18 protein-coding genes are annotated in these 24436 nt (G+C 34.8%); 7 read left to right on the top strand and 11 right to left on the bottom strand.

Features of this window, described 5'->3' with window-relative positions; translation table 11 throughout:
• The first annotated feature begins 58 nt into the window (after positions 1-58).
• The gene (locus BLT04_RS16305; protein ID WP_089756857.1) at positions 59-3295 is read left to right on the top strand and encodes a T9SS type B sorting domain-containing protein; all 3237 of its coding nucleotides are present in this window, start codon (positions 59-61) and stop codon (positions 3293-3295) included.
• Between the two features lie 35 nt (positions 3296-3330).
• Here BLT04_RS16305 and BLT04_RS16300 read toward each other — a convergent pair whose 3' ends face one another.
• The 5 genes from BLT04_RS16300 to recQ form a co-directional block, all read right to left on the bottom strand.
• Positions 3331-4155: a CvfB family protein gene (locus BLT04_RS16300; RefSeq protein WP_089756856.1), complete on the bottom strand. Its 825-nt coding sequence runs from the start codon at positions 4153-4155 to the stop codon at positions 3331-3333.
• Positions 4156-4364: 209 nt separating this feature from the next.
• Positions 4365-5768, bottom strand: coding sequence for a dihydrolipoyl dehydrogenase (gene lpdA / locus BLT04_RS16295; RefSeq protein WP_089756855.1), 1404 nt, complete (start codon positions 5766-5768; stop codon positions 4365-4367).
• Between the two features lie 121 nt (positions 5769-5889).
• Positions 5890-6240 carry a hypothetical protein gene (locus BLT04_RS16290; RefSeq protein WP_089756854.1) on the bottom strand — a complete coding sequence of 117 codons (351 nt, stop codon included), beginning with the start codon at positions 6238-6240 and terminating at the stop codon, positions 5890-5892.
• 209 nt (positions 6241-6449) lie between these two features.
• Positions 6450-7532 carry a glycosyltransferase gene (locus BLT04_RS16285; RefSeq protein WP_089756853.1) on the bottom strand — a complete coding sequence of 361 codons (1083 nt, stop codon included), beginning with the start codon at positions 7530-7532 and terminating at the stop codon, positions 6450-6452.
• Between the two features lie 148 nt (positions 7533-7680).
• Complete coding sequence (recQ, locus tag BLT04_RS16280; protein ID WP_089756852.1) at positions 7681-9885, bottom strand: DNA helicase RecQ; 2205 nt, start codon at positions 9883-9885, stop codon at positions 7681-7683.
• 156 nt (positions 9886-10041) lie between these two features.
• Here recQ and BLT04_RS16275 point away from each other — a divergent pair, with 156 nt between their 5' ends.
• The 4 genes from BLT04_RS16275 (at position 10042) to BLT04_RS16260 (ending at position 16007) form a co-directional block, all read left to right on the top strand.
• A complete protein-coding gene (locus BLT04_RS16275) occupies positions 10042-11001 on the top strand; it encodes a KpsF/GutQ family sugar-phosphate isomerase (protein WP_089756851.1) in 960 nt (319 codons plus the stop codon).
• A 115-nt stretch (positions 11002-11116) separates the two neighbouring features.
• Positions 11117-11944 carry a twin-arginine translocase subunit TatC gene (gene tatC / locus BLT04_RS16270; protein ID WP_170828496.1) on the top strand — a complete coding sequence of 276 codons (828 nt, stop codon included), beginning with the start codon at positions 11117-11119 and terminating at the stop codon, positions 11942-11944.
• A gap of 445 nt (positions 11945-12389) precedes the next feature.
• Entirely contained in the window at positions 12390-14021 is a 1632-nt protein-coding gene (locus tag BLT04_RS16265; protein WP_089756849.1) for a M1 family metallopeptidase, read from the top strand.
• A gap of 129 nt (positions 14022-14150) precedes the next feature.
• Positions 14151-16007, top strand: a complete 1857-nt coding sequence (locus BLT04_RS16260; protein ID WP_089756848.1) for a M61 family metallopeptidase — start codon at positions 14151-14153, stop codon at positions 16005-16007.
• 151 nt (positions 16008-16158) lie between these two features.
• On the opposite strand, the gene BLT04_RS16255 is transcribed toward BLT04_RS16260, so the two are convergent.
• The 3 genes from BLT04_RS16255 to pepE form a co-directional block, all read right to left on the bottom strand.
• The gene (locus BLT04_RS16255; RefSeq protein WP_228422000.1) at positions 16159-17316 is read right to left on the bottom strand and encodes a sensor histidine kinase; all 1158 of its coding nucleotides are present in this window, start codon (positions 17314-17316) and stop codon (positions 16159-16161) included.
• 3 nt (positions 17317-17319) lie between these two features.
• Complete coding sequence (gene dacB, locus BLT04_RS16250) at positions 17320-18693, bottom strand: D-alanyl-D-alanine carboxypeptidase/D-alanyl-D-alanine endopeptidase (protein WP_089756846.1); 1374 nt, start codon at positions 18691-18693, stop codon at positions 17320-17322.
• 126 nt (positions 18694-18819) lie between these two features.
• On the bottom strand, positions 18820-19512 hold the full coding sequence (pepE, locus tag BLT04_RS16245; protein ID WP_089756845.1) for a dipeptidase PepE: 693 nt from the start codon (positions 19510-19512) through the stop codon (positions 18820-18822).
• A 192-nt stretch (positions 19513-19704) separates the two neighbouring features.
• Between pepE and BLT04_RS16240 the strand changes: the two genes are divergently transcribed.
• On the top strand, positions 19705-20265 hold the full coding sequence (locus tag BLT04_RS16240; RefSeq protein WP_089756844.1) for a tetratricopeptide repeat protein: 561 nt from the start codon (positions 19705-19707) through the stop codon (positions 20263-20265).
• 45 nt (positions 20266-20310) lie between these two features.
• On the opposite strand, the gene BLT04_RS16235 is transcribed toward BLT04_RS16240, so the two are convergent.
• Complete coding sequence (locus tag BLT04_RS16235; protein ID WP_089757311.1) at positions 20311-20796, bottom strand: YdeI/OmpD-associated family protein; 486 nt, start codon at positions 20794-20796, stop codon at positions 20311-20313.
• Between the two features lie 115 nt (positions 20797-20911).
• Between BLT04_RS16235 and fsa the strand changes: the two genes are divergently transcribed.
• Positions 20912-21565 carry a fructose-6-phosphate aldolase gene (fsa, locus tag BLT04_RS16230; protein WP_089756843.1) on the top strand — a complete coding sequence of 218 codons (654 nt, stop codon included), beginning with the start codon at positions 20912-20914 and terminating at the stop codon, positions 21563-21565.
• 69 nt (positions 21566-21634) lie between these two features.
• Here fsa and BLT04_RS16225 read toward each other — a convergent pair whose 3' ends face one another.
• Together BLT04_RS16225 and BLT04_RS16220 are read right to left on the bottom strand one after the other, a co-directional pair.
• On the bottom strand, positions 21635-22522 hold the full coding sequence (locus BLT04_RS16225) for a GLPGLI family protein (protein WP_089756842.1): 888 nt from the start codon (positions 22520-22522) through the stop codon (positions 21635-21637).
• A gap of 64 nt (positions 22523-22586) precedes the next feature.
• Complete coding sequence (locus BLT04_RS16220; RefSeq protein ID WP_089756841.1) at positions 22587-24434, bottom strand: M56 family metallopeptidase; 1848 nt, start codon at positions 24432-24434, stop codon at positions 22587-22589.
• Between the last annotated feature and the right edge of the window lie 2 nt (positions 24435-24436).

Genomic DNA, 24436 nt, shown 5'->3' with positions numbered 1-24436 from the left:
TTTCTTAATCTTTGATAAACAGGCTGTTTTTATATCTTTGCCGGAAAATTAGTAACCAATGCGAAAAATTTTATTTCTTTTCTCACTTATTAGCTATGCATTCTTATTTTCACAAAATTTTTCATGGGTAAAACAGTTTAAAAGCTATACAGATTATGAAGATGATATTTCTAAAATGGCTAAAGACAGCAATGGTAATATTTATCTTTTAGGAAGAACACTTGGATTTAGTGGTATCGATGCTGATCCCGGTCCAAATGTTAATTTAATTATTCCGACTAATTATTCAAGTTCAGGAACTTACGGGACTACTTTTGTTATAAAAGTGGACAGTAATGGAAATTACCTTTGGAGTCACAAAATAAGTGAAATGAGTTCTGATTATGAATATGACCTTAAGGTAAAAAATGGTAAGGTATATGCATTAACAAGTAAATCAACTTTATCGGGAAACATAGTTAACGGTTACGTTACTCTTACAGTTTTGGATACAAATGGAAATCTTCTTAATGAAACTCAGTTATTAAACTCCACTCCTAATTCATTAGAGGTTGACAATAATGGGAATGTATACTTAAGCACTTTTACTTTTTCCAATCTTGTCTTTTCACAACCAATCAACGCTGCTTTTAACGATACAAATTCTTCAGTTGCATCGTATGTGATAAAATTTAATCCAAATTTACAGGTAGATTGGCTTAAAAAAATACCGGGTGGTATGGAGAATAAATTGGCATTGAATTCTAATAATGATGTCTATTTTGCTATGAATGATGTCTATGGTCCCGGAAAATACACTCTGTTCAGATATAATACAAATGGAAATTTACTTTGGTCCGGAACTCAAGCCGAACAACGATTTTCTGATATTGTAGTTGATAAAAATGACAAACTTATTGTCTCCGGTCAATGGCAGGCTCAGTTCTTACCCATTGACGTCGATCCTTCAAGCAATCAATATTTATTGCCTTCAAATACATATATAAGTGTTTATCTATTATGGTTTGATACTAATAATAATCTGCTTGATGTAAAAAAATATTTAAATTCAGGACAAAATTTCCCTTTATCAGTCTTTGGTTTAAGCTGTGATGATAATAACGATTTACATATCAACGGAACATTCAATTATTCTTTCGATGCTAATCCTGATTTAGGAACTAATACCCTTGTTAAAGGCAGTGGATATATTGATGGATGCTCCATAAGCTTTGATACTGACAGAGTATATAAAAACTCTTTTAAGATTGGTTCAGCAAACTATAATCATCCCAATTCGGTTTCACGAATTTATCAGACTGTAAATTATAATGATTCTTATTATTATATTGGATTATTTGATTGGAATTGTGATTTTGATCCATCTGCAAGTGAATATTTTTTGAATTCAATAAACGGAAATCAACTTAATTTTGACGGTTTTTTATTAAGATTAGACAGATGTAATAATCTGCCTCAAAATTCTAGTATGAATCTTTGTCTTGGCTCAACTATTCAATTGAATGCTTCGGGAGGAACAACATATCTATGGACGGGACCCAACGGATTTACTTCTAATCAACAAAATCCAACTATTCCAAATTCTACTACGGCAAATTCGGGAATATATACCTGTCAGGTTTCTGGATCTACAAATGGATGTGATGGAAGTTTTTCTATTCATGTCATTGTAGGAGATATTACTCCACCAGTTCCAAATGCAACAAATCTTCCTAATATTACAGGAGATTGCCATACAACTGTTACAAATATTCCGACAGCGACAGATAACTGCGCAGGAGCAATTACAGCAACGACAACAGATCCTCTTTCCTATTCAATTCCGGGAACATATGTAATCCACTGGATTTATGAAGATAATAACGGAAATATTTCAGCACAAAATCAAAATGTGATTATAACCTCTCCTGCATTACCGACAACTTTAAATACTAATCAAACTTTCTGCGCAACCAATCAACCAAAAATTTCAGACATTCAAATTACAGGTCAGAATATAAAATGGTATGATGCGGCTAATAATATTTTACCTGCCACAACTCCACTTGTAAACGGACAGACTTATTACGCTTCTCAAACGATCAACGGTTGTGAAGGTACTAAAATTGCCATTCAGGTTACAGTAAATACGACTCCAAAACCTATAGCTAATGCTACACAGGATTTCTGTGCTTCTGCAAATCCTACGATTGCAAATTTGGCAGTAAATGGAACTTCATTAATTTATTATAATGCTGCAGGAACGGTTTTACCGATTACCACACCGCTTGTTCACGGGCAAACGTATTTTGTTACGCAAACTTTAAACGGCTGTGAATCTGAAAAATCAGCTATCGCCGTGACGCTTTCTACGAACAATGTTCCGGCTCATGATTATAGCGATACTTTTTGTAATTCAACAACAGCGAGCTCAATGGTGATCAATCTAACTTCTTATGAAGATGATATTATTACCAATCCGACAAATTATACGTTCACTTATACTGACGCTCTTGGGAATGTTATTTCAAATCCTTCAAATTATGTTTTCAATGTCGGTTCGACAGTTATTCATGTAAAAGTGATGACGCCGGATGGATGTTTTATCGTTGTAAGATTAAGTTTAACCTTAAATCCAAAACCTACAGTCAATTTACCTGAAAAAATAGAGTTCTGTAAAGGAAAAACTGCTACTTTGGATGCCGGAAGCGGTTTTTCATCTTACTTATGGAGTACAGGAGCCACAACACAGACCATCACAGTTTCGACGCCCGGAAATTATTCTGTAATGGTAAAAAACAGCTTTGGATGTGAAGCTACAGACAATGTTCAGGTGAGTTATTCTGTTTTAGCTGAAATTGTTTCTATTAATGTTACCAATAATTCTGCAACGGTTCTCATGTCGGCAACCGGGAATTATGAATATTCTTTAGACAACTTCATCTGGCAGGATTCGAATGTATTCAACAACCTCGAAATGGGCGAATATACTGTTTACGTAAGAACAAAAGCAGGTTGTATTATCGGACAAAAATCATTCTCGATATTTAATATTCCAAATGCGATCAGCCCGAACGGTGATGGAAGAAATGATAAATGGAAAGTCGCTGGATTAGAAAATTATCTCGGTTCAGAAGTGAATGTTTATGACAGAAGAGGAACTCCTGTTTTTAAACAAATCATCAACAAAAAACCTCTTGAATGGGACGGAAAACTGAATGGAAATCCTGTTCCTACCGGAAACTATTGGTACACGATCAAAGTTTCAGACGGAAGAGTTTACACGGGCTGGTTACTGATTAAGAATAGAGATTAAATAAAAAAAGAGCAGAAATTTCTGCTCTTTTTATTTTATAATAATCTGATTTTGCCTTCTAAAATATCAATTACTTTATCTTTGTAAAGTCCGCCGATTGCTTTTTTAAAGTTCTTTTTACTCATCTGGACCTCATCTTTGATCTCTTCCGGAGAAGATTTGTCTGAAAGATGAAGAAGACCGTAATTTTCTTCAAGCTTAGTAAGAATTTTTTGTTTGAATTCGTCAATATTTTCAAAACCTTCAGGTTGAAGAGAGACATCTATTTTCCCGTCTTCACGAATGGCTTTAATGTAACCGCCTTCTTCAGATAAAGGATATAATTTTTTGAAAACATCAGAAGTATAAATCAGTCCGATGTATTTTTTATTGATGACAACATTCCAGCCCAGTTCGCTTTCATTCATGATAATCAAATCAACTTTATCCCCTTTCTGGAAAGGCAAATTTTCGTATTGCGGATTTCTTTTGAATTTTGTCGTTCCGGTAATTAAATCAAGATCTTCGTCAACATATAGATAAACCAAATATCTTTTACCTTCAACGATTTTAGACTTCTGCTGCTTGTAAGGAATGAATAAATCTTTAATAATTCCCCAATCCATAAATGCCCCACTTGGAAGACTCTGAACAGCACTCATTACTGCAAATTCTCCAACTTCAGCCAAAGGAATTTCTGTGGTTGCCTTTAATTTATTATCATCCTGATATACGAAAACTTCAATTTCATCATCAATTTCCTTATCATCCTGAGCAAAGATTTTAGGTAGAAAAGCTTTTTCACCTGCTTCATCTGTCAAGATCCATCCTGAATGGTTTTTTTCTGAAATTTTTAAAGTCTGAGTTTTTCCGAGTAGCATTTAATAATAAAATTAGTTGACAAAGGTACGGAAAATAATTGCAAGTTGGGAGTGAGCGGGTTTGAGGGTGGATGGGTTTGAGCGTTTGAGTGTTTGAGTGTAGATGGGTTTAAGGGTTTGAGGGTTTTAGAGTAATTAAAAAGGCTGCCATCATAATTGAGGCAGCCTTTAAGTTTAAATATTTAAATGATTAAATTTTTAATCAAATACTACATATGAATCGGTCTTTTTGCTGTTGCATCCAATGCCGCTTCTTTGATCGCTTCTGCATAGGTCGGGTGAGCGTGAGAACTTCTTGCGATATCTTCTGCACTTGCACGGAATTCCATAGCAATTACACCTTCTGCAATTAGGTCAGCAGCTCTTGCTCCGATAATGTGCATTCCTAAAACCTCGTCGGTTTTTTCGTCTGCAATGATTTTAACCAAACCATCAACATCACCACTTGCACGGCTTCTTCCTAGCGCTCTCATTGGGAAAGATCCTACTTTAATAGCAACGCCTTCTTCTTTCAGCTGCTCTTCAGTTTTACCAACTCCGGCAACTTCAGGCCAAGTGTAAACAACCCCAGGAATCAAGTTATAGTTGATGTGCGGCTTTTGTCCGGCCAATGTTTCAGCAACGAAAACACCTTCTTCTTCAGCTTTGTGAGCTAACATTGCGCCTTTGATAACGTCTCCGATCGCGTAGATGTTGGCAACATTTGTCTGTAAGTGGTCGTTTGTTTTTACTCTTCCTCTTTCGTCAAGCTCAACCCCTGCTTTTTCAAGTCCAAGATTGTCCGTATAAGGCTTTCTACCTACAGAAACCAAACAGTAATCGCCTTCTACAACTACTTCTTCTCCTTTTTTATCTTTAGCCGTAACTTTTACAGAATCACCATTTCTCTCAACCGCAGAAACCGCCGTAGAAAGCATGAATTTCATTCCCTGTTTCTTTAAAACTTTAGTTAATTCTTTACTCAAAGCTCCGTCCATTGTAGGAATGATCTTATCCATAAACTCAACAACAGTTACCTGAGCACCTAATCTTAAGTAAACAGAACCTAATTCAAGACCGATAACTCCACCTCCGATCACAACCAAATGTTTAGGAATTTCTTTAAGATTTAAAGCTTCCGTAGACGTGATCACTCTTTCTTTGTCTAATGTAATGAAAGGCAAAGAAGATGGTTTTGAACCCGTTGCAATGATGGTATATTTAGATTCGATCGTTTCTGTAGAACCGTCGTTTTTCGTTACTTTGATCTGAGTTGCAGATTCGAAACTTCCCACCCCTTCAAAAACAGTGATTTTGTTTTTGTTCATCAGATAGTTGATTCCGTCTGTATTTTGTTTTACCACTTCGTTCTTGCGCTCGATCATTCTTGCAATGTCAGCTTGCGGCTCATTGATAATGATCCCATGACCTGCAAAATTGTGTTTTGCGTTTTCAAAATGTTCAGAGCTGTCCAAAAGTGCCTTTGACGGGATACATCCCACGTTAAGACAAGTTCCTCCCAAAGTTGGATATTTTTCAATAATTGCTGTTGTGAAACCTAATTGTGCAGCACGGATTGCAGCAACATAACCACCAGGACCAGAACCGATTACGGTAACATCGAATTGACTCATGTTATTTTATGAATTTGTTTATTATTATCTCTTTAATTCTTACAAATTTACTGATTAATTACCACGTGAGAAAGTGAGTTTTATCAATTTTTGAAATGGAAATTTTTAATAATGTATGACATTATAAATCTACATCAGCTTTTCCCTGTCCAAGTTCTCCGGTACTTTCAAAATAGGAACCTCCATACAGATACCATTCAAGATTTTCCAGGTATTCTATAACATTTTCAGGTTTGATTTCCGAACGTTCTTTTTTTGAAATAATCCCTCTGTACCACCTTCCTGAATTGGAATAATGTTCAAATTCAACAAGATAATTAATCCATATTCTCTGACAAAGCTTACATTGAAAAATACTTACCTCAGCATTTCTTCCGTTTGTATGGTCTATACCCAATTGAGAGCTTCTGAAATCAGCATAATGTAAAGGAGGTTTTTCGCAGGTACAACCTAATTTCGGAATTTTCTTCATGTATAAAATTTTGATTTTTAAAATAAAGCAAATGTAAGGAAATATAAAAAATACACTCCTCGGGAATTTAGAGTATTATCAAAATTAATTCTTAATTCTTAATTCTTAATTCTTAATTCTTAATTCTTAATTCTTAATTCTTAATTCTTAATTCTTAATTCTTAATTCTTAATTCTTAATTCTTAATTCTTAATTCTTAATTCTTAAAACTATTTGCTCATCAAATCAATCAAAACCTTCTCGTACCGATCTAAAATAATATCCTTAGAAAACCTGGATTTAATTGAATTTTTAATAGCATCTTTATCATAAGACTGATGCAGAATGCTCATTATTTTCTGTGAAAAATCTTCATGATTATCAATTTCAGAAACTTCGCCGTTTACTTGGTTCTGAATAATTTCATTAATGCCGCCCGGACAATTATTGGCCAAAGAATACGTTCCGCAGGCTCCGGCTTCGAGTAAAACGTTCGGGAAACCTTCATATCTTGAGGAAAGGATAAAAAGGTCGGCATATTTTAAAAACTGATAAGGATTATCCTGTCTACCGTGGAAAATCACATTTTTCAATCCTAGAAATTCTTTCATGTGATGCAGCATTTCCCTGTCTTTTCCGTCTCCTAAAATATGAAGCAAAACGTTCTCATTTTTAAGTCTGGAAAAAACTTTCAGCAGATTATCAAAACCTTTTCTTCCCGATAAATTCCCGATGGCAACAACGTTTTTATAATTATATTTAAAACATTCCGGCTTTTTGGAATCCATCAGTTTTTCATTAATAAAATCAAAATCGACAGGATTATTAATTTTAATGATTTTGTTGGGTTTTATTTTAAAATTTTTAGTCAGATCTTTCATCATATCATCACTTTGGGCAATGATCCGCTGATAGTTGTTGTAAAAATTATAGAAAAATTTGATTTCTTTTCTGGTCACGTGTTCACTGACAACATTTGTTTCTCTTGCAATGAATTTCGTTTTCGGAAAAAGCTTGATAAATAGCGATAAATAAGCATTTACTTCACCATATCCCGAAAACACGATATCAGGTTTTCTTCTGTAAATTTCCCTTAAAATAGGCTTTAAAGAATGTCTGATTCTCTCGGTATTTACGTCAATAATTTCAACGTCATCTTTAAGAAGCTTGAGGTAGCCGCCCTGTTTGCGTAAAAGCAAAATCTTAGGCTCAAAACGATCTCTGGAGAGATGATTCGCAATAGTGGTAACAATTCTTTCTGCGCCTCCGGTTTCCAAATCCGGCAGAATAAACATAACAGAAATCTTTTTCATCAGAGTAAAATATGCTAAAGTTTTGTCTCAGGCATATTCAATTTATTTTATTTTCTTCCTTAGTAAAACATTCAATTAAAAATCAAAAAGCCCGTATTGCTAAAAATAGCAGAATGTTAAAAGCATATTTCAGATGCTTTCTCAATTTTTAATTTGCTACATCGCTTATAAACTTAATTCTCAGCATTCTCACTTCTTCATCAGAAAGCTCGTCCCCGAATTCATCAAGCAAAACTTTCATGCTGTCACTTTCAGATTCGGTCATGAATTCCATGAAGCCGTCTACAATATCTTCATCAAAATTATCTTCAATATAATAATCGATATTTAACTTTGTCCCTTGATATACAATACTTTCCATTTCCTTTAACAACTCATTCATTGACAGGTTTTTGGCTCTTGCAATGTCTTCAAGGTCAATTTTTTTATCTGTACTCTGAATGATGAAAACCTTGTGGCTGGATTTATTTGCAACCTGCTTCAGCACCATATCCTGAGTACGTTCGATATTGTTGTCTTCTACATATTTACTGATAAAATCGGCGAATTCTTTACCATATTTTTTGGCTTTTCCTTCTCCGACTCCATAAATTTTAGCGATCTCATCCACGGAAATAGGATACTGAACCGTCATATCTTCCAAACTTGGGTCCATGAAGACCGTATAAGGTGGAATTCCGTGTTTTTTGGCTACTTTTTTTCTTAATTCTTTTAATAAAGTGAATAAATTCTGGTCTAAACCGCCCGCTGACTGCATCTGAACCTGATCACTTTCGGCTTTTGTCTGTGACAAATCAAATTCTCTGTCCTCAGCGATCATGAATTTTTCTTTGGACGAATTTTCTAAAGCTTCACGTCCTTTTTCAGACAATTTTAAAACACCATACGTTTCAATATCTTTTTGCAGGAAATTCTGAACGGTTGCCTGTCTTAAAATGGTTTTCCAATAATTATCTTTTTCTTCTTTTCCGAATCCGAAATAAGAATTTTGCTCAAGCTTATATGATTTTGTAACTGCATTTTCTTTTCCTGCAATTACGGAAATCAGATCTTTAGATTTAAATTTTTCTCCCGTATCTCTGATCAGTTCGAGAACTTTCTGCAGATCATCGGTTGCGTCTTTTAATTTTGGCGGATTTGATGCGTTATCGCACATTTTTGCTCCGTCTCCTTTTTCAGGATCAAAATTTTCACCAAAATAATACAAAATATATTGTCTTCTGCTCATCGAAGTTTCGGCATAACCTACGACTTCATTTAAAAGCTGCAACCCGATTTCCCTCTCGGAAACAGGCTTTTGAGCCAAGAATTTTTCTAATTTTTCAATATCTTTCGGATCGTAGAATGCCAGACAGTAGCCTTCACCACCATCCCGACCTGCGCGACCGGTTTCCTGGTAATAACTTTCCAGAGATTTCGGGAAGTCGTAATGGATCACGAAACGCACATCAGGCTTATCGATTCCCATTCCGAATGCGATGGTCGCAACAATAACGTCTACTTCTTCCATGAGGAATTTATCCTGATTCGCAACCCTTACTTTTTGGTCAAGACCTGCGTGATAAGGCAGCGCATTGATTCCGTTGACCTGTAAAAGCTGGGCAAATTCTTCAACTTTTCTTCGGCTTAAACAGTAAACAATTCCTGATTTTCCTTTGTGTCCGTTGATAAATCTTACGATTTCCTTATCTACATTTACTTTCGGCCGTACTTCATAATAAAGATTCGGCCTGTTGAAACTTTCTTTAAATACCAAAGCATTACTCATTCCCAATGTTTTCTGGATATCATCCTGAACTTTAGGAGTGGCCGTCGCTGTTAAGGCAATCACAGGAACATCTGCAATTTTATCAATAATCGATTTTAAATTCCTGTATTCCGGTCTGAAATCATGCCCCCACTCTGAAATACAGTGCGCCTCATCAATTGCGACAAATGAAATTTTCACTTCCTTCAAAAATTCCAGATAATCATCTTTAATTAATGATTCCGGGGCAACATATAAAAGTTTTGTCTTACCGCTTGTAATGTCGTCAAAAACCTGTTTGGTCTGCGTTTTATTTAATGATGAATTTAAAACGTGTGCTACTCCATCTTCAGATGAAAGGCCATTCACAGCATCTACCTGGTTCTTCATTAAGGCTATTAAAGGAGAAACAACTATTGCCGTACCTTCGGAAATAAGTGCCGGAAGCTGATAACATAAGGATTTACCACCTCCTGTAGGCATTAAGACAAATATATCCTTTCCTTCTAGCAGGTTTTCTATAATTTGCTCTTGCTGGCCTTTAAAAGTAGAAAACCCGAAATATTTTTTCAATTCGCCTGATAAGTTGGCTTTTTTTTCGCTCATCTAATTTTCTATTGCTAAATTTGCATCTAATCCAAAGTTATAACTTTTTTGCTTAACATAAAAGCGAACGAATTTATAAAACTAAAATTTATATTAAATATTCTTTTTAAAGTATAACGTTTATTAAGAATTTTTTTGTAGACCCTATAAAATAAAATGGAAAGAGCCAACATTATTTCAATAGCGAAAAGCACCTTAGAGATAGAAATTTCTGAACTTGAAAAATTGAAAAACAGAATAGATGAAGATTTTGCAAAAGCTGTTGAGATCATACATTCCGCAAAAGGAAAGCTGATCATCGTTGGAATCGGAAAATCGGCCCACGTCGGAAACAAAATTGTAGCTACTTTAAACTCTACCGGCACCCCTTCACAGTTTCTTCATGCCTCGGAAGCAATTCATGGGGATTTAGGAGTTATTCAGAAGCAGGATGTGGTTTTATGTATCTCAAATTCGGGGAATTCACCGGAAATTATGAACCTTGTTCCTTATTTAAAGGATTATTCTTCCGCTTTGATCGGAATGACAGGAAATAAAAAAAGTAAGCTTGCAGAGTTTTCGGAAGTGATTTTAGACACTCATGTTGACCTGGAAGCCTGCCCGATCAAGCTGGCTCCGACAAGCTCAACAACATTGCAGATGGCTCTTGGAGATGCTTTGGCCGTTGCTTTAATGGAATTAAATAATTTCCAGGCGAATGATTTTGCGAAATTTCATCCTGGTGGAAGCTTAGGGAAAAATTTAATCTCAAAAGTTGACGATTTTCTTTCGTCTCAAAAACCACAGGTTGCGGAAGACTCTCCTGTGAGAGACGTTATCATCTCGATCAGCGCGTCCAGACACGGAATTACAGTGGTAACGAACGGAGATCAGATCATCGGGGTAATTACAGACGGAGATTTGCGAAGAATGTTGATGAAAGGTGAAGATGTTTCTAAGGTTTTGGCTAAAGATATTATGTCTTTACATCCAAAAACCATCGAAAGAAATGTATTGGCAAAAGAAGCCATGAAAATTTTAAAGGAGAATAATATCGGGCAGCTTATTGTAACAGAAAATGGCAAGTATTTCGGAATCATTGACTTACACAAATTATTAGACGAGGGAATAAATTAAAATCTAGATAGTAAAGGTTAGAAATTAGTTCTGAAATAGAAAAGTCTAACTTCTAATATCTAATCTCTAACTTCTATAAATATTTCATAAATTTGGTATCTTAAAAAATTATTCTGTGAGTGAAGGTAAAGACATGTCCTTTCTTGGGCATATTGGAGAATTAAGAGGTCATCTCATTCGTTCGATTCTTGCGATTGTGGTTGCGGCGTTTATTGTCGGCTTCAATATTAACTGGATCATGGATCATATCTTTTTTGGTCCGACACGAAATGGTTTTCCTACTTTTAAGATCGTGAATCACTTTTCCAGAATGATTTTGGGTGAAGACAGCATTCATCTTCCGAAAGATTTTCCTGTGCGCGCCAGCAAGCTTTACCAGCAGTTTAATGTAATGATGGCAGTTTCCATTTTTGGAGGAATTGTGGCTGCTTTTCCGTATATTGTCTGGGAATTGTGGCGATTTATCAGTCCTGCACTTCATCCGAAAGAAAGAAAAAATTCAATCTTTATTATTAATTCGGTTTGGATTTTATTCATGACCGGTGTTTTATGCGGATATTTTTTGATCCTTCCTTTTGCAATTAATTTTGGAGTTATTTTTAAAATTTCAGATATTATCGTTCCGCTTTATGATTTGAGCGATTACACCACTTTGTTTTTACAGGTAATTTTAGGAATGGGGGTAATTTTCCTTTTTCCGGTCCTTATTTATTTCCTTACCAATATCGGAATTCTAACACCGGCTTTCATGAGAACGTATCGCCGTCACGCGATTGTTCTAATTATGGTTGTTGCCGCAATTATCACTCCTGCAGATGTTTTGAGTATGATGATGGCTGCTTTGCCACTGCTTTTATTGTATGAATTCAGTATTCTGATGTGTGCTTATACCTATAAAAAAGTGCAGAAAAATTCAGGAAACTTACCAACAGTTCAGAATTAATTTTAGATTTTAAACTTACAATATATTCCCGTGGATTTTCTGCGGGATTTTTTGTCAATGCAGACAGGACTGAAGGTTTGTGAACGAGGTTCAGGAGCGACGAAGCACTTCATTAAGTTTTTAGAATAACCCATCTTTTTTAACTGTTAAGATCCTTTCAGGATGACAAAGTGTATGGCAAACTTAATGTATTAATTATTATGACAAATATTGAAAAAGATAACAAATACCTAGCCCCGATTGCAGAGAAAATCCTTTTTTGAAAAAAAAGATTGTAACGGAAAGCGGGAATAGCTCCTAGATATGGATAATAAGTAATGTGTAATTAATAATAAAAAAGCTTTACGTTTTTATATTTGATTAAAACCCTTTTCTACATTTTTAGCTTTTCTCAATTTTGCTACGGATTAATTTTCTATTTTTGGAAAGATTAATTAAATTGTAAATGAAAAAGCTGTCATATTCACTTTTGTTGGCTTCAGGATTGGTTTTCGGGCAACTCTTCGAAAAAAATAAAGTTTATACAAAACAAGATACCTTAAAAGGTTCTAATACCGAATTCCGGAATTTTTGGGACGTTAAAAAGTATGACTTATCCGTTGAGCCTAATTTTGCTGAAAAAAGCATCAAAGGAACCAATACAATAAGCTTTGAAATCATTAAAGATGTTGCTAATCCGACTTTCCAGATCGATTTGCTACAGCCGATGAAAGCGGATAAAGTAGAAGCCAGCTTTCCAATGGCAGAATCTAAGCAGGACGGTGATTTTATCTGGATTAAATCAAACAAAAACTTCAAAAAAGGAGAAAAATATACTATCAATATTGCCTATTCCGGAAATCCGACCATTGCTAAAAATGCGCCCTGGGACGGCGGCTGGATTTTTACCCAGGATGAAAAAGGAAATCCTTGGATGAGCGTTGCAGATGAAGCTGTCGGAGCTTCAATCTGGCTTCCGACAAAAGATATCTGGAGCGACGAGCCTGATAATGGAGTTATTATGAAAATTATTACGCCAAAAGACCTTGTAGGCGTAGGAAACGGAAGGCTGATCGATAAAAAAACTGAGGGTGATAAAACAACTTATACGTGGCAGGTTAAAAATCCGATCAATACCTATTCTATTATTCCGAATATTGGAAAATATGTGAATTTCAAAGATGCTTTTAAAGGAGAAAAAGGAACCTTGGATTTGGATTATTGGGTGCTGGATTATAATTTAGATAAGGCAAAAAAACAGTTTCAACAGGTAAAACCAATGCTTTCGGCATTTGAATATTGGTTTGGTCCGTATCCTTTTTATGAAGATTCTTACAAGCTTGTTGATGCACCTTATTTAGGCATGGAGCACCAAAGCAGCGTGGCTTATGGAAACGGCTACCAAAATGGATATCTCGGAAGAGATTTATCAGGAACAGGAGTCGGTCTGAACTGGGATTTTATCATCATCCACGAAAGCGGTCATGAATGGTTCGCCAACAATATTACAGCAAAAGATCAGGCTGATATGTGGATTCATGAGAGTTTTACAAATTATTCTGAAGTACTTTTCACCGAAAAATATATGGACAAAAAATCTGCTGATATTTACGCCATTGGAATTCGGAATCTTATCGCAAATGACAATCCTATTATCGGAAAATACGGCGTAAAGAAAGAAGGCAGCGGCGATATGTACCCAAAAGGCGCAAGCATGATTCATACGATTCGCCAGGTTATTAATAATGATGAAAAATTCAGGCAGATTTTAAGAGGTTTGAATAAAGATTTTTATCATCAAACGGTTACTACAAAACAAGTTGAAGATTATATTTCAAAAAAATCGGGAATTGATTTTTCAAGCGTTTTTAATCAATATTTAAGATCAACAAATATTCCGACGTTGGAATATATTCAGAAAGGTGAAGAATTAAAATTCCGTTATATAAATGGTGTTAAAAATTTAAAATTACCAATCAGAATTGATGGCGAACAAACCATCAATCCAACCGAAAGCTGGCAAACGGTAAAGCTTAAAAAAGGAAGTCCGGTACAGTTTAACAAGAATTATTACATCAATTATAAAAAAGCACAGTAATTAAAAATGAAGGCAACATCGTGAAATATCGGTTGCCTTTTTATTTATTTGAATTTTAAGAAAAGTTTAATACAGCTTTTCGTAACAAAATCAATTTTTAAGCAACTATTTAACTATAATTTAAACTCAATGAAAAAAATAGCACTAAGTTTAGGCGTTTTAACTGCCGTTTTGGTCAACGCTCAGTCGATAAAGACCACGATCGATCTTGTTAATGTAAAAGACGATAAAGTGGCGGTAACAATGGAATTTCCTAAAATGAAATCAGGCGATATAAAATTCCATTTTCCGAAAACTGTTCCCGGAACGTATTCTGTAGATGATTACGGAAGATTTGTAGAAGGAATCAAATTTTTAGACAATAAAGGAAAAGAATTGACTTTCACAAAAATCAATGATAATTCTTATTCGCTTAAAAATGCTCAGAATTTAAGCAAAGTTACCTATCTGGTAAACGACAGTTTTGACGAAGAAATGGATGCTTCAAAACATAAAGCTGTATTTTCACCTTCAGGAACAGATATTGAGCAGGGAAAAGTGTATCTGATTAATACCCACGGTTTTGTAGGCTATATCGATAATATGCAGGATGTTCCTTATCAGTTAGTGATTCAGAAACCGAATGATTTCTACGGAACAACGGCCTTGGTAGATCAGGATAAATCTGAGGCTACAGATACTTTTACATTGGCAAATTATGCTAAAGTAACCGATTCTCCGCTGATGTACACAAAGCCTGATTACACTACTTTCAACGCTGGCGGAATGGATCTTGTGTTGGGAGTTTATTCACCGACAGGAAAATATAAAGCTGCGGATTTTAAGGATAATTTAGAAAAAATGGTTATTGCTCAAAAGAAATTTTTGGGTGATATGAATACCAATAAAAAATATGCGATCCTGCTTTATCTTTCAGGTACGGGTGGGCCGCAGATTAAAGGTTTCGGAGCTCTGGAACATCACGAATCTACAAGTGTTGTTTTACCCGAAATGATGCCTAAAGATGCGATCGACAAAGCAATTACAGACGTTGTTTCTCACGAGTTTTTCCATACCGTGAATCCTTTGAAAACACATTCTGAAGAAATTCATTATTTCGATTATGCAGATCCGAAAATGTCTCAGCACCTTTGGATGTATGAAGGCGGAACGGAGTATTTCGCAAATTTATTCCAGATTCAGGAAGGATTAATTGATAAAAATGAGTTCTTGAAAAGAATTAACGAAAAAATTACCAATTCTAAAAACTACGATGATACTATGCCGTTTACGGTAATGAGCAAGAATGTTTTGCTGGATCAGTACAAAGATCAGTACAGAAATGTTTACGAAAAAGGGACACTTTTGACCATGTGTCTTGATATTGAATTGAGAAAATTGTCAAACGGTGAAATGGGTTACCGCGATATGATCAGAAAATTATCGCAAAGATTTGGTGAAAACAAACCATTTAAAGATGATAAATTAATTGATGAACTGGTAACCGTTACAGGCTATCCACAAGTTAAAGATTTTTACAATAAATACATCGCAGGAAATCAGCCAACGCCTTATGCAGAATACTTAAGTCAAGTTGGTGTGGAAATCGGCAAACAGGAAACTCCGCCTATTTTTTGGATGATCAAAGATCCGAATCAGACCGGTTTTAACGAGAAAAACAATACTTTTGTTTTTGATGAAAGCTCGGCATTATCGCCTTTTGCAAAAAGCATCGGCTTTAAAATTACTGACGAAGTTTTTGCATTAGACGGAAAAACAATTGATGTTAAAAATATTCAGGATTTTATTAATTATTCGAAAACAATTAAAGAAGGCCAAAATGTTACCGTTACCGTTTTAAGAAAAAATGGCGACAAAACCGATAAAATTGACTTAAAAGGAAAAGCAATTCTTGATAAGCTGACAATGGAAACGCTTCAATTCAAAGCTAATCCTACCGCGGCAGAAAAGAAATTGCAGGACCAGTGGCTGACCGGAAAAAAGTAATTAAAATTAATGTCAATAAAAAAGCGGGGAAATTTTCCTCGCTTTTTTATTTTAACACGAATAACATTAATGTAATCACAAAATTCACATTTTTTTAATAGTGCTATTTGTGAAAAATATTTGTGCTATCTGTGTTTATTAAAAATATTTTTTAAGCTTTTTTAATGATAATTCTAAAGGTCGTTCCTTTTCCAATTTCGGTCTGAGAGATTTTAATATCCCCATTATGATATTCTTTAACCACTCTTTTTGCTAATGACAATCCCAATCCCCAACCTCTTTTTTTAGTGGAATAACCTGGTTTAAAAGCATTTCCGGCCTGTTGCTTGGTCATTCCGCTGCCGGTATCTTTTACTTCGATCAGAATATTTTTATTTCTTTCAAAAACAAACATTTGCAGCGTTCCTTCCCCTTTCATGGCATCAACGGCATTTTTAACTAAATTTTCAATCACCCAGCTCATCAGAATTTTGTTGTGCGGGACTAAAATATTATACGTCGGAAGATGCAGGCTAAAATTAATTTTTCTTGAAACTCTCGTCTTTAAATAATCATAATTTTCCTGAATGGTCTTATTAAAATTCATATCGTTCAGCTCAGGAACCGAACCAATTTTTGAAAATCTCTCAGAAATCGTCCTTAATCTTTCAATATCTTTTTCAATCTCACTAACCCCTTCATAATCAGGCATATCAAGCTTCATTATTTCTATCCAGCCGATCATTGAAGATAATGGAGTCCCAATCTGGTGCGCGGTTTCTTTTGCCAAACCAGCCCAAAGATAACCTTCATCTGTTTTTTTAATTGTTCGTAAAAACCAGAAGGAAAACAGAAAATAGCACAAAATAAAAAATCCTAAAATATATGGGGAATACCGTAAATTATTCAATAATTTTGAATTGTCATAATAAACAAACTGATTATTCTGATTAGAAAATTTCAGCTCGATCGGCGGATAGTTTTTTGCCATTTTTTTAGCTAGGGCTACGATTTCTTTTGGCTTTCCTTCAATATCCTGCGCTATGTTTTTATGCTCAATAAGCTGATCATCTTTATCCAAAATAATAACCGGAATTGTTGTGTTTGAGCTGTAAATCTGGAGCACCAAAGCCTGAGCTTCCAAACTCGGCGTTGTAACTTCCTGCTGAAATTTAATTGCGCTCACCAAAATATCCACCCTTTTGATCTCTTCTTTACGTAAAAAATTAATCAAAATTGTAGATGCAATAACCACGGTTAATACCACAATGGTCATTAAGCTAAAAATAATCCAGTTATTTAATCTGGCAAATATGGATTTTCTCAATATAATTTATTTTAAAACATTCAGAATTTTCTGTAATTCTGCACTTCCGCTTCCCTGGTAATTATTGATAATGATTGAAAACACGTATTTTTTTCCATCTTTAGAAGTATAATAGCCTGCAAAAGATTTGGTGTCTTTCATCGTTCCGCTTTTCATTTTCATGCCGTTGTCCTGCGTTGGAAAACCGTCATAATAGGCTTCAAACCAAGGCTGTTTTTTAGCATACAGTAAAGCCTGAACTTCCGCTTTTGCAGCCACATAATTTTGTGGTGAAAGCCCGCTTCCGTCTGCAAAATTGATCATATTGGCATTAATTCCTTTCGATTTCCAGAACTCTTTCAGATATGCTACCCCACTTTTAAAGCTTGGATTTCCTTTTTTCTCTTTTCCTAACGTTTTGATTAAAGCTTCACCATAAAGGTTAATGCTTTTTCTCAAAAACCAATAAATAATTTTATCCAAAGTTGGCGACTGATACGTAAAAATTACATTATTTTTTGGAGCTTCCAATGCTTGCTTTCCTTCCAATTCAAGTTGGGAATTGGTGACAACTTTCCCTGAAAAATCAATTCCTGAGTCTTTCAGCCACTGTTTTACTTCCACACCCAATTGCAACGGCGGATTTGGCGTTGACCCCGAAACAGTCACCGTTTTCCCCTCAGGCAAAGTTCCGTTAATTAAAGCCACGTCAGAATGTGGTGCTGTGAAAATTAAACTTTGGTCCGAGCTTCCTCCTGTTTTCAGGTCATTCAGCCATTTTACCCCTTCCAGAGGATAAGAAAAATCTTTAAAATCTGTTCCGTTAATATCAATATCAAATTGGTTTTCACGCCAGTTGACACCCCAAATTCCGGCTCCGTAGTAATTTCCCAAATCATCCCAAGGCCAGCCTCCGGGAATTGTCTGATGGTCAAAATAAGAATCATCAATAATTAAATCTCCTGAAATTTTTGTAATTCCCGAAACTTTGATGGCTTCAATTAATTTCTTTTTAAAAATATCCGGCTTATATGCATCGTAACGCCAACTTCCAAGAGTCGGATCACCGTTTGAGCTGATAAAAAGATTTCCGTTTAAATTTCCTCCAGAAATATTTCCTGAATAGCCTGAAGTTGTTTTAAAAGTATAATTTTTACCTAAAGTTTCCAAAGCTGCAGCAGCCGTAAAGATTTTTTGTGTAGAAGCCGTAGAAAGTCCTTTATTTCCCTGATAATCATAAATTAAATTCCCACTTTCATCTGTAACATAAAAAGACAAATTGGTTGCAACAGCACCCGAAGAATTCATTAAATTCTTCGTTGCATCATCCAGTTTCTGGGTAATATTTTGAGCAAAAAATATCTGCGTTGATAAGGTCAGAACGGCAAATGCTTTTTTCATTGAGTTTTTTATTATCTTGTAATTACTTTTAAAGATGCTTCGTAAACGAATGTTCACGAAGCATTTTCTCATTTTTTATATGATCCTAAATCACATTTATTAATTCAAATATAATTAAAATAACAATTACAATTCAGAACCCGATTCAATCTCATAAGGTTCTTTATCTTTCTCAAAAATTCTTGTCATTTCGCTTCCCTGAACGGTAATTTTTTCACCAATTCTTCGGATCCAGTTTCCTTCACGAAGCCCGACAACTTTTGTATTATTTTGTGTTAAAAATTCTTTAATCCTAGTTTCCCTCGTTTCCCCGTTGTGTTTAAGATCCGGATTCGGGTCTAAATAATGTGGATTTAAATTAAAAGGAACCAATCCCATACAATCAAAACTTGGCGGATAAACGATCGGCATATCGTTGGTGGTTTTCATATTTTGTCCGCCGATATTGCTTCCCGCGCTGCATCCCAAATAAGGTTTTCCGGTTTCTACATTTTGCTTTAAAACAGACATTAAACCTTCTTCATGCAAAGTTTTCACCAATAAAAACGTGTTTCCACCGCCTGTAAAATAGCCTTTTGCATTATGTAAAGCTTCAATCTTATTTTCGAATTCATGAAGCCCTTTTACTTTAATATTGATTGTTTCAAAAAAAGAACGTGCTTTTGCGGTGTAATCATCGTGGGAAATACCTCCGGGTCTAGCAAACGGAACGAAAATAATTTCGTCAATTCCTTTATATAATTGAATTAATTCTTCCTTTAAGTAGTGTAAATATTCTCCTCCAAAAAGTGTTGAAGTTGATGCTAATAAGATATTCATATGTGAAATTATTAATTATTAAAAGCTGTTTTTACAAAGATAACTCAAACCGCAACGAATCAAAAATTAAGCTAAAAAAAACATTTTATCCGTTAATATTTTCAAAAAAAACTTAAAGACTCTAAAATTTACGTTTTTCTGGAATTATTATTGAATTTTAGAAAGTAATATTAAAAATTAAAATGTAAGATTATGAAAATGGCTAAAATTAATATCAAAAACCTGTTGACAGGTTTAATCCTTGTGGGAAGTGCAAGTTTTATTAACGCACAAACAACCCAGACAGACAGTACAAATAATACAGCTAATACAGCGGCCGCAAGCCAATCTGCCAATTCAGCAATTGACGCCCTGAAAAAACAGGTTGAGGCCAATCCTAAAGATACAGATGCGCTGGCAAAGCTTGCTACAGCCTATCAGGAAGCGTCAGACTGGACGAATGCAGTTGATACATGGAAAAAAATATCCGTTCTATTACCGGATTGGGCACCATCCTATTACAGTCAGGCCTATGCCTACCAATCTGCTAAAGATGATGCCAATGCAAAAATCGCTTATGAAAAGTATATTGCAACTGTAAAACCTGAAGAAATCGAGCAAAATAAGAAAAATCTGGCATATGCCTATTTTTATATTGCCTTTGCAGAGCAGCAAAGTGATCCTGCTAAAGCAAAAGAACATATTGCTAAATCACTGCAATATGATCCTAACAATCAGGACGCCGTAAAATTGAGCAAAGCGTTAAATTCATAGTTAAAAAGAATCCGGGAAAATTTTCCCGGATTCTTTGTTTTTATATTAATTAATTCTTTTTCCAAAAAAATCTGTTTCCCCTTTCAAATGTTTAATTATTTTTTCAATATTCCTCTGAATACTGGCTTCTGTCTTCAAATTGTTAATATAACGAATCAATTCCAATTTTCTTGAAGGAATAAGGTTTTCAAAATTCCGTAGAGCAACAGGATTTTTTCTGATCGCTTTATCTAATTGAGGATGAATGGAAACCGTTCTGTCCGAATCATCAAACTCCACAGAAACTTCAATAATCTCGCCAATACGTTTGGGAGAATCTTTTAGCATGATCATATTAATATAAAGTCTCCATTCCCCTAAATATTTCATTAGGTTTTGTTTGAATTCTTTACCATTTACAGTTCCTTTCACAGGAATCGGACTTTTATTTTTTCCCGAAGCTTCAAAAATTTCATTTAAAATTTTCTCAGGAATAAAAACAAAAGGATTGATGCCGATAATTTCTAATTGAGCCGTAAAGTGGTTTTTCATTAGTAACAAATTTATAAAATTGTTTTTATTTGAGATACTTCGACTTCTAACCAAAATTAAAAATTTCTCACTCGGAAAGGAATGTTTATCTTTGTAAAAATAAATCTGTAAACAAATGAAATTTTTTATTGACACTGCTAATTTAGAGCAAATCAAAGAAGCAAAAGACCTTGGAATTCTTGATGGAGTAACAACCAATCCTTCATTGATGGCAAAAGAAGGAATTCAGGGTGCTGAAGCGATCAGAAATCACTACAAAGCAATTTGTGAGATCGTAGACGGAGATATTTCTGCAGAAGTTCTTTCGACAACTTATGAAGAAATGATTAAAGAAGGTGACGAATTAGCGGCCATCCACCCGAATATCGTTGTGAAAATCCCAATGATCAAAGATGGTATCAAAGCTTTAAAATATTTTTCTGATAAAGGGATCAAAACCAACTGCACCTTAATTTTCTCTGCAGGACAGGCTCTTTTGGCAGCGAAAGCAGGGGCAACTTATGTTTCTCCTTTCTTGGGAAGATTAGATGATATTTCAACGGACGGATTAAATTTAATTCAGGAAATCAGATTGATTTTTGATAATTATATGTATGAAACTGAAATTTTAGCAGCTTCTATCCGTCATCAAATGCACATTATCGACTGTGCTAAAATCGGTGCTGATGTGATCACTTCACCACTTCCTCCGATCTTGAATTTGTTGAAACACCCATTGACAGACAGCGGATTGGCCCAGTTTATTGCAGATTCTCAAAAATTAGCTTAATAACTGAACAACCATATTGCATAAAAAATCCCGAAACTTAATTTCGGGATTTTTATTTAAAATATATTATTATTTGTATAGATCAGGCTCTATTTTATTATTATTTTTCTGTATTTCTTCTCTTGCTCTTTTTTCAATGTTTCTGTACATTTCATTCATGTCAATATCTTTTCCGTCCTGGTTTTTCATCTTTACTACAGCGCCGGCGGGAAGAGTACTCATTGTTTGCTTCATATCTTTTGTAGGATCAGTTTGATAATCTTTCCAGGCTTTTTTAAATTGCTTTTTTGTTACCTCGATATCTTTACCCCCTAAACCGATCATTGTAACACCAGGCATTTGCAGCTCTTCTTCTGAGCTCGCCTCTGTTTTTTTATTTCCAATTAAAGTCATGATATGAGACCCTGTTTTATCTTCCAGCTTCACGATCAAACCCGGTAGCCCGTAGAATTTATAAGGCCCATCCTGAAAAGGAATATCTGTGCTGAACCAAGCGGTCCACTCTCTTCCTCCGTAAGTTGTCGTTGCTTTCTGGGTATTATATTCACCAATTTTCTGTTTATCAGGAAGAATTTTCCATTCGGGTTTCTGATCTTCGGCGATTTTATAGGTTGTATTTCCTATTTTTTCTGAAAGTGACACTTTATAATCGGGATAAACCTTGGTAACGCTTGTATAGATCACTCCCGGCTTTATATTTTTTTTGATATTTATGCTTGTTCCAAAACCGCCTTTCATTTGTTTGGCAATATCTGCTTTCGTTGCAGAATCTGACACAAACTTTTCCCGGCTGTAATATTTTGAGCCATTTTTATCAATATCCAAAAGCATGATATCGCTTTTCACATCCGCTTTGTTGGTGGAATCTGAAATATACTTGTAATCATAATAAAACCGGTTGGTTTGTGCGGTTACAAACACACTCAGGAAGGTAAAAAGGAATAGATAATTTTTCATAATTATTTATAAAAAGGCTTTGCCAACATGAGTTTAATTGATATTGACAAAGCCGGTTGGAACTTTATTTTTTAGTTTCGATTCTGATCTCGCCGGAGCTTTTTCCGTCGGTTGTTCTTTTGTTTACGTTCATGTTTTTAATATCGTTAGGGCTCAAATCATCCAATTCTTTTTTAGTCACTTCTTTTCCGTCGATATAAAATTTCATGTTTGCCGTGTCTCCGCTGTATTTTTGTAAGCCTGATCCTGTGATGATTTTAGCATTATTATTATTCATCGTCATCACTTTTACCTTGTCAAATTTCATCGGTTTGAAAGAGTTGCTGTAAATGTAAACACTTTTGTTTCCTTCTAAAGCTCTTCTTTCGGCATCCAATTTTGCTCTTTCACCTTCCAGCTTAGCTCTTTTTTCATTAAGCTTGGCTCTTTTCCGGTCTAATTCAGCTCTTTTTTTTGCTGTAGAAGCAGATTCTTTTGCATCTTCAGCAGATTTGAAAGCCATGGAAGCTTTGGGGCTCCATTTCATGTCTTTCATATCTTTAAAAGTATAGATTTTTACTTTTGATCTTGGAAAATCCTTTTCATTCAGGGTAGTTGGCGGAAGCGGTGGCTGCGGAGGTTCAGGAAAATCAAAATCCATTTCCGGCATTTCGGGAATTTCAATATTCATGTTGGTTTTAAGCTCTTTTACTTTTCCTTTCCATTCATCAGATTTGAAATATTCATTGATTTTTTTCACATCTGCATCATTCATGCTATATGCCATTCTGAAATCGTCAGAACTTGTAATTTTTCCGATCTCTGCTGAAAGAGCTCCCAATTCATCAACATTCTTTTTGAATTCTTCGCTTTCAGGTTTTAATCCTTTTAAGGCTAAACTTTTCTCTTCTATTTTTTTACCTAAATCAGTAAGTTTTTTTTCAGTTTCATTTTTTTTAATCGATCTTGGAGCAACAGCATCAAATTCTTTCACTTTTTCAGGTCTGATGGTGTCTTTTTTAATTTGAGAAACAGCTTTCGCAATCTCAATATTCGTTGCTTTAATTTCTTTATTTTTAGCGTTTACCATATAAGCAAAAGCTACTGAAAATAAAACCGGTAATGCAAAAATTCTGCGCGCATATCCGAATTTGGTTTGAGGTTTTTGTAACATTTTTAGTCTTTTTTTGAGGTTTGAACTTAAAAACGGACTGGTCGCAGGCAACTGTGTTCCGGAAAAGTGGCTTGCTAAAAGCATCTGCGCAAATGCTTTTGTGTCCGATTGTTTTACGGCTTTTTTATCAGCCAGGTATTCGTGAATTAAACTGAGTTCTTTTTTAATGATATGAAAAAACGGGTTGAACCAGAAGACAGAAGTAATGATTTCCATAAAGATTTTATCAAAGGAATGCTTCTGTTCAATATGTACCATTTCGTGCTTTAAAATTTGTTCTCCGATTTCTGAATTCAGCATGATAGAATTCTTCCAAAAGAGGTTTTTAAAGTAAGAAAATGGGGCTTCGGTCAAGTTTGTATGGTAAAAATTAATTCCATCAAAACTTTCTTTCTGAAATTGGCCTTTAAGCTGCTGGATTCTGAAAATCCCATACATAAATTTCCCTAAAAAATAGAGAGAAACCAATCCCAAAGCTGAAAAAATAATTCTAAAATAAGTGTGGTCATTGTTTATTACGTTTTTATCTGAATTAAAATTCTGTATCTTATCAATCAGACTGTACACATCGCTATTGACCTCGATCGTAAAATCATCGACCTTTATTAAGGGTAACAACAGTGATATCAGCATCGCCGCTAACAAATAAAATCTGTTATAATGATGAAATGTCTTGTCTTTTAAAGACAACTGATAGTATAAAAACATTACACCAGAACATAAAATTACTTTTCCAAAGTACAGAAGAATTGCTTCCATGG

This window comes from Chryseobacterium soldanellicola (assembly GCF_900100115.1).
Lineage (GTDB): Bacteria > Bacteroidota > Bacteroidia > Flavobacteriales > Weeksellaceae > Chryseobacterium > Chryseobacterium soldanellicola.
This window is presented reverse-complemented; position numbering and strand designations above follow the sequence as displayed.

What these genes read in the sequence shown, in the direction of transcription:
- BLT04_RS16305 (WP_089756857.1), top strand. Translation starts at nt 59, where the DNA reads ATGCGAAAAATTTTATTTCTTTTCTCACTTATTAGCTATGCATTCTTA.
- BLT04_RS16275 (WP_089756851.1), top strand. Translation starts at nt 10,042, where the DNA reads ATGGAAAGAGCCAACATTATTTCAATAGCGAAAAGCACCTTAGAGATA.
- recQ (WP_089756852.1), bottom strand. Translation starts at nt 9,885, where the DNA reads ATGAGCGAAAAAAAAGCCAACTTATCAGGCGAATTGAAAAAATATTTC.
- BLT04_RS16225 (WP_089756842.1), bottom strand. Translation starts at nt 22,522, where the DNA reads ATGAAAAATTATCTATTCCTTTTTACCTTCCTGAGTGTGTTTGTAACC.
- BLT04_RS16300 (WP_089756856.1), bottom strand. Translation starts at nt 4,155, where the DNA reads ATGCTACTCGGAAAAACTCAGACTTTAAAAATTTCAGAAAAAAACCAT.
- BLT04_RS16265 (WP_089756849.1), top strand. Translation starts at nt 12,390, where the DNA reads ATGAAAAAGCTGTCATATTCACTTTTGTTGGCTTCAGGATTGGTTTTC.
- BLT04_RS16290 (WP_089756854.1), bottom strand. Translation starts at nt 6,240, where the DNA reads ATGAAGAAAATTCCGAAATTAGGTTGTACCTGCGAAAAACCTCCTTTA.
- BLT04_RS16220 (WP_089756841.1), bottom strand. Translation starts at nt 24,434, where the DNA reads ATGGAAGCAATTCTTCTGTACTTTGGAAAAGTAATTTTATGTTCTGGT.
- lpdA (WP_089756855.1), bottom strand. Translation starts at nt 5,768, where the DNA reads ATGAGTCAATTCGATGTTACCGTAATCGGTTCTGGTCCTGGTGGTTAT.
- BLT04_RS16285 (WP_089756853.1), bottom strand. Translation starts at nt 7,532, where the DNA reads ATGAAAAAGATTTCTGTTATGTTTATTCTGCCGGATTTGGAAACCGGA.
- dacB (WP_089756846.1), bottom strand. Translation starts at nt 18,693, where the DNA reads ATGAAAAAAGCATTTGCCGTTCTGACCTTATCAACGCAGATATTTTTT.
- BLT04_RS16240 (WP_089756844.1), top strand. Translation starts at nt 19,705, where the DNA reads ATGAAAATGGCTAAAATTAATATCAAAAACCTGTTGACAGGTTTAATC.
- fsa (WP_089756843.1), top strand. Translation starts at nt 20,912, where the DNA reads ATGAAATTTTTTATTGACACTGCTAATTTAGAGCAAATCAAAGAAGCA.
- pepE (WP_089756845.1), bottom strand. Translation starts at nt 19,512, where the DNA reads ATGAATATCTTATTAGCATCAACTTCAACACTTTTTGGAGGAGAATAT.
- BLT04_RS16260 (WP_089756848.1), top strand. Translation starts at nt 14,151, where the DNA reads ATGAAAAAAATAGCACTAAGTTTAGGCGTTTTAACTGCCGTTTTGGTC.
- BLT04_RS16235 (WP_089757311.1), bottom strand. Translation starts at nt 20,796, where the DNA reads ATGAAAAACCACTTTACGGCTCAATTAGAAATTATCGGCATCAATCCT.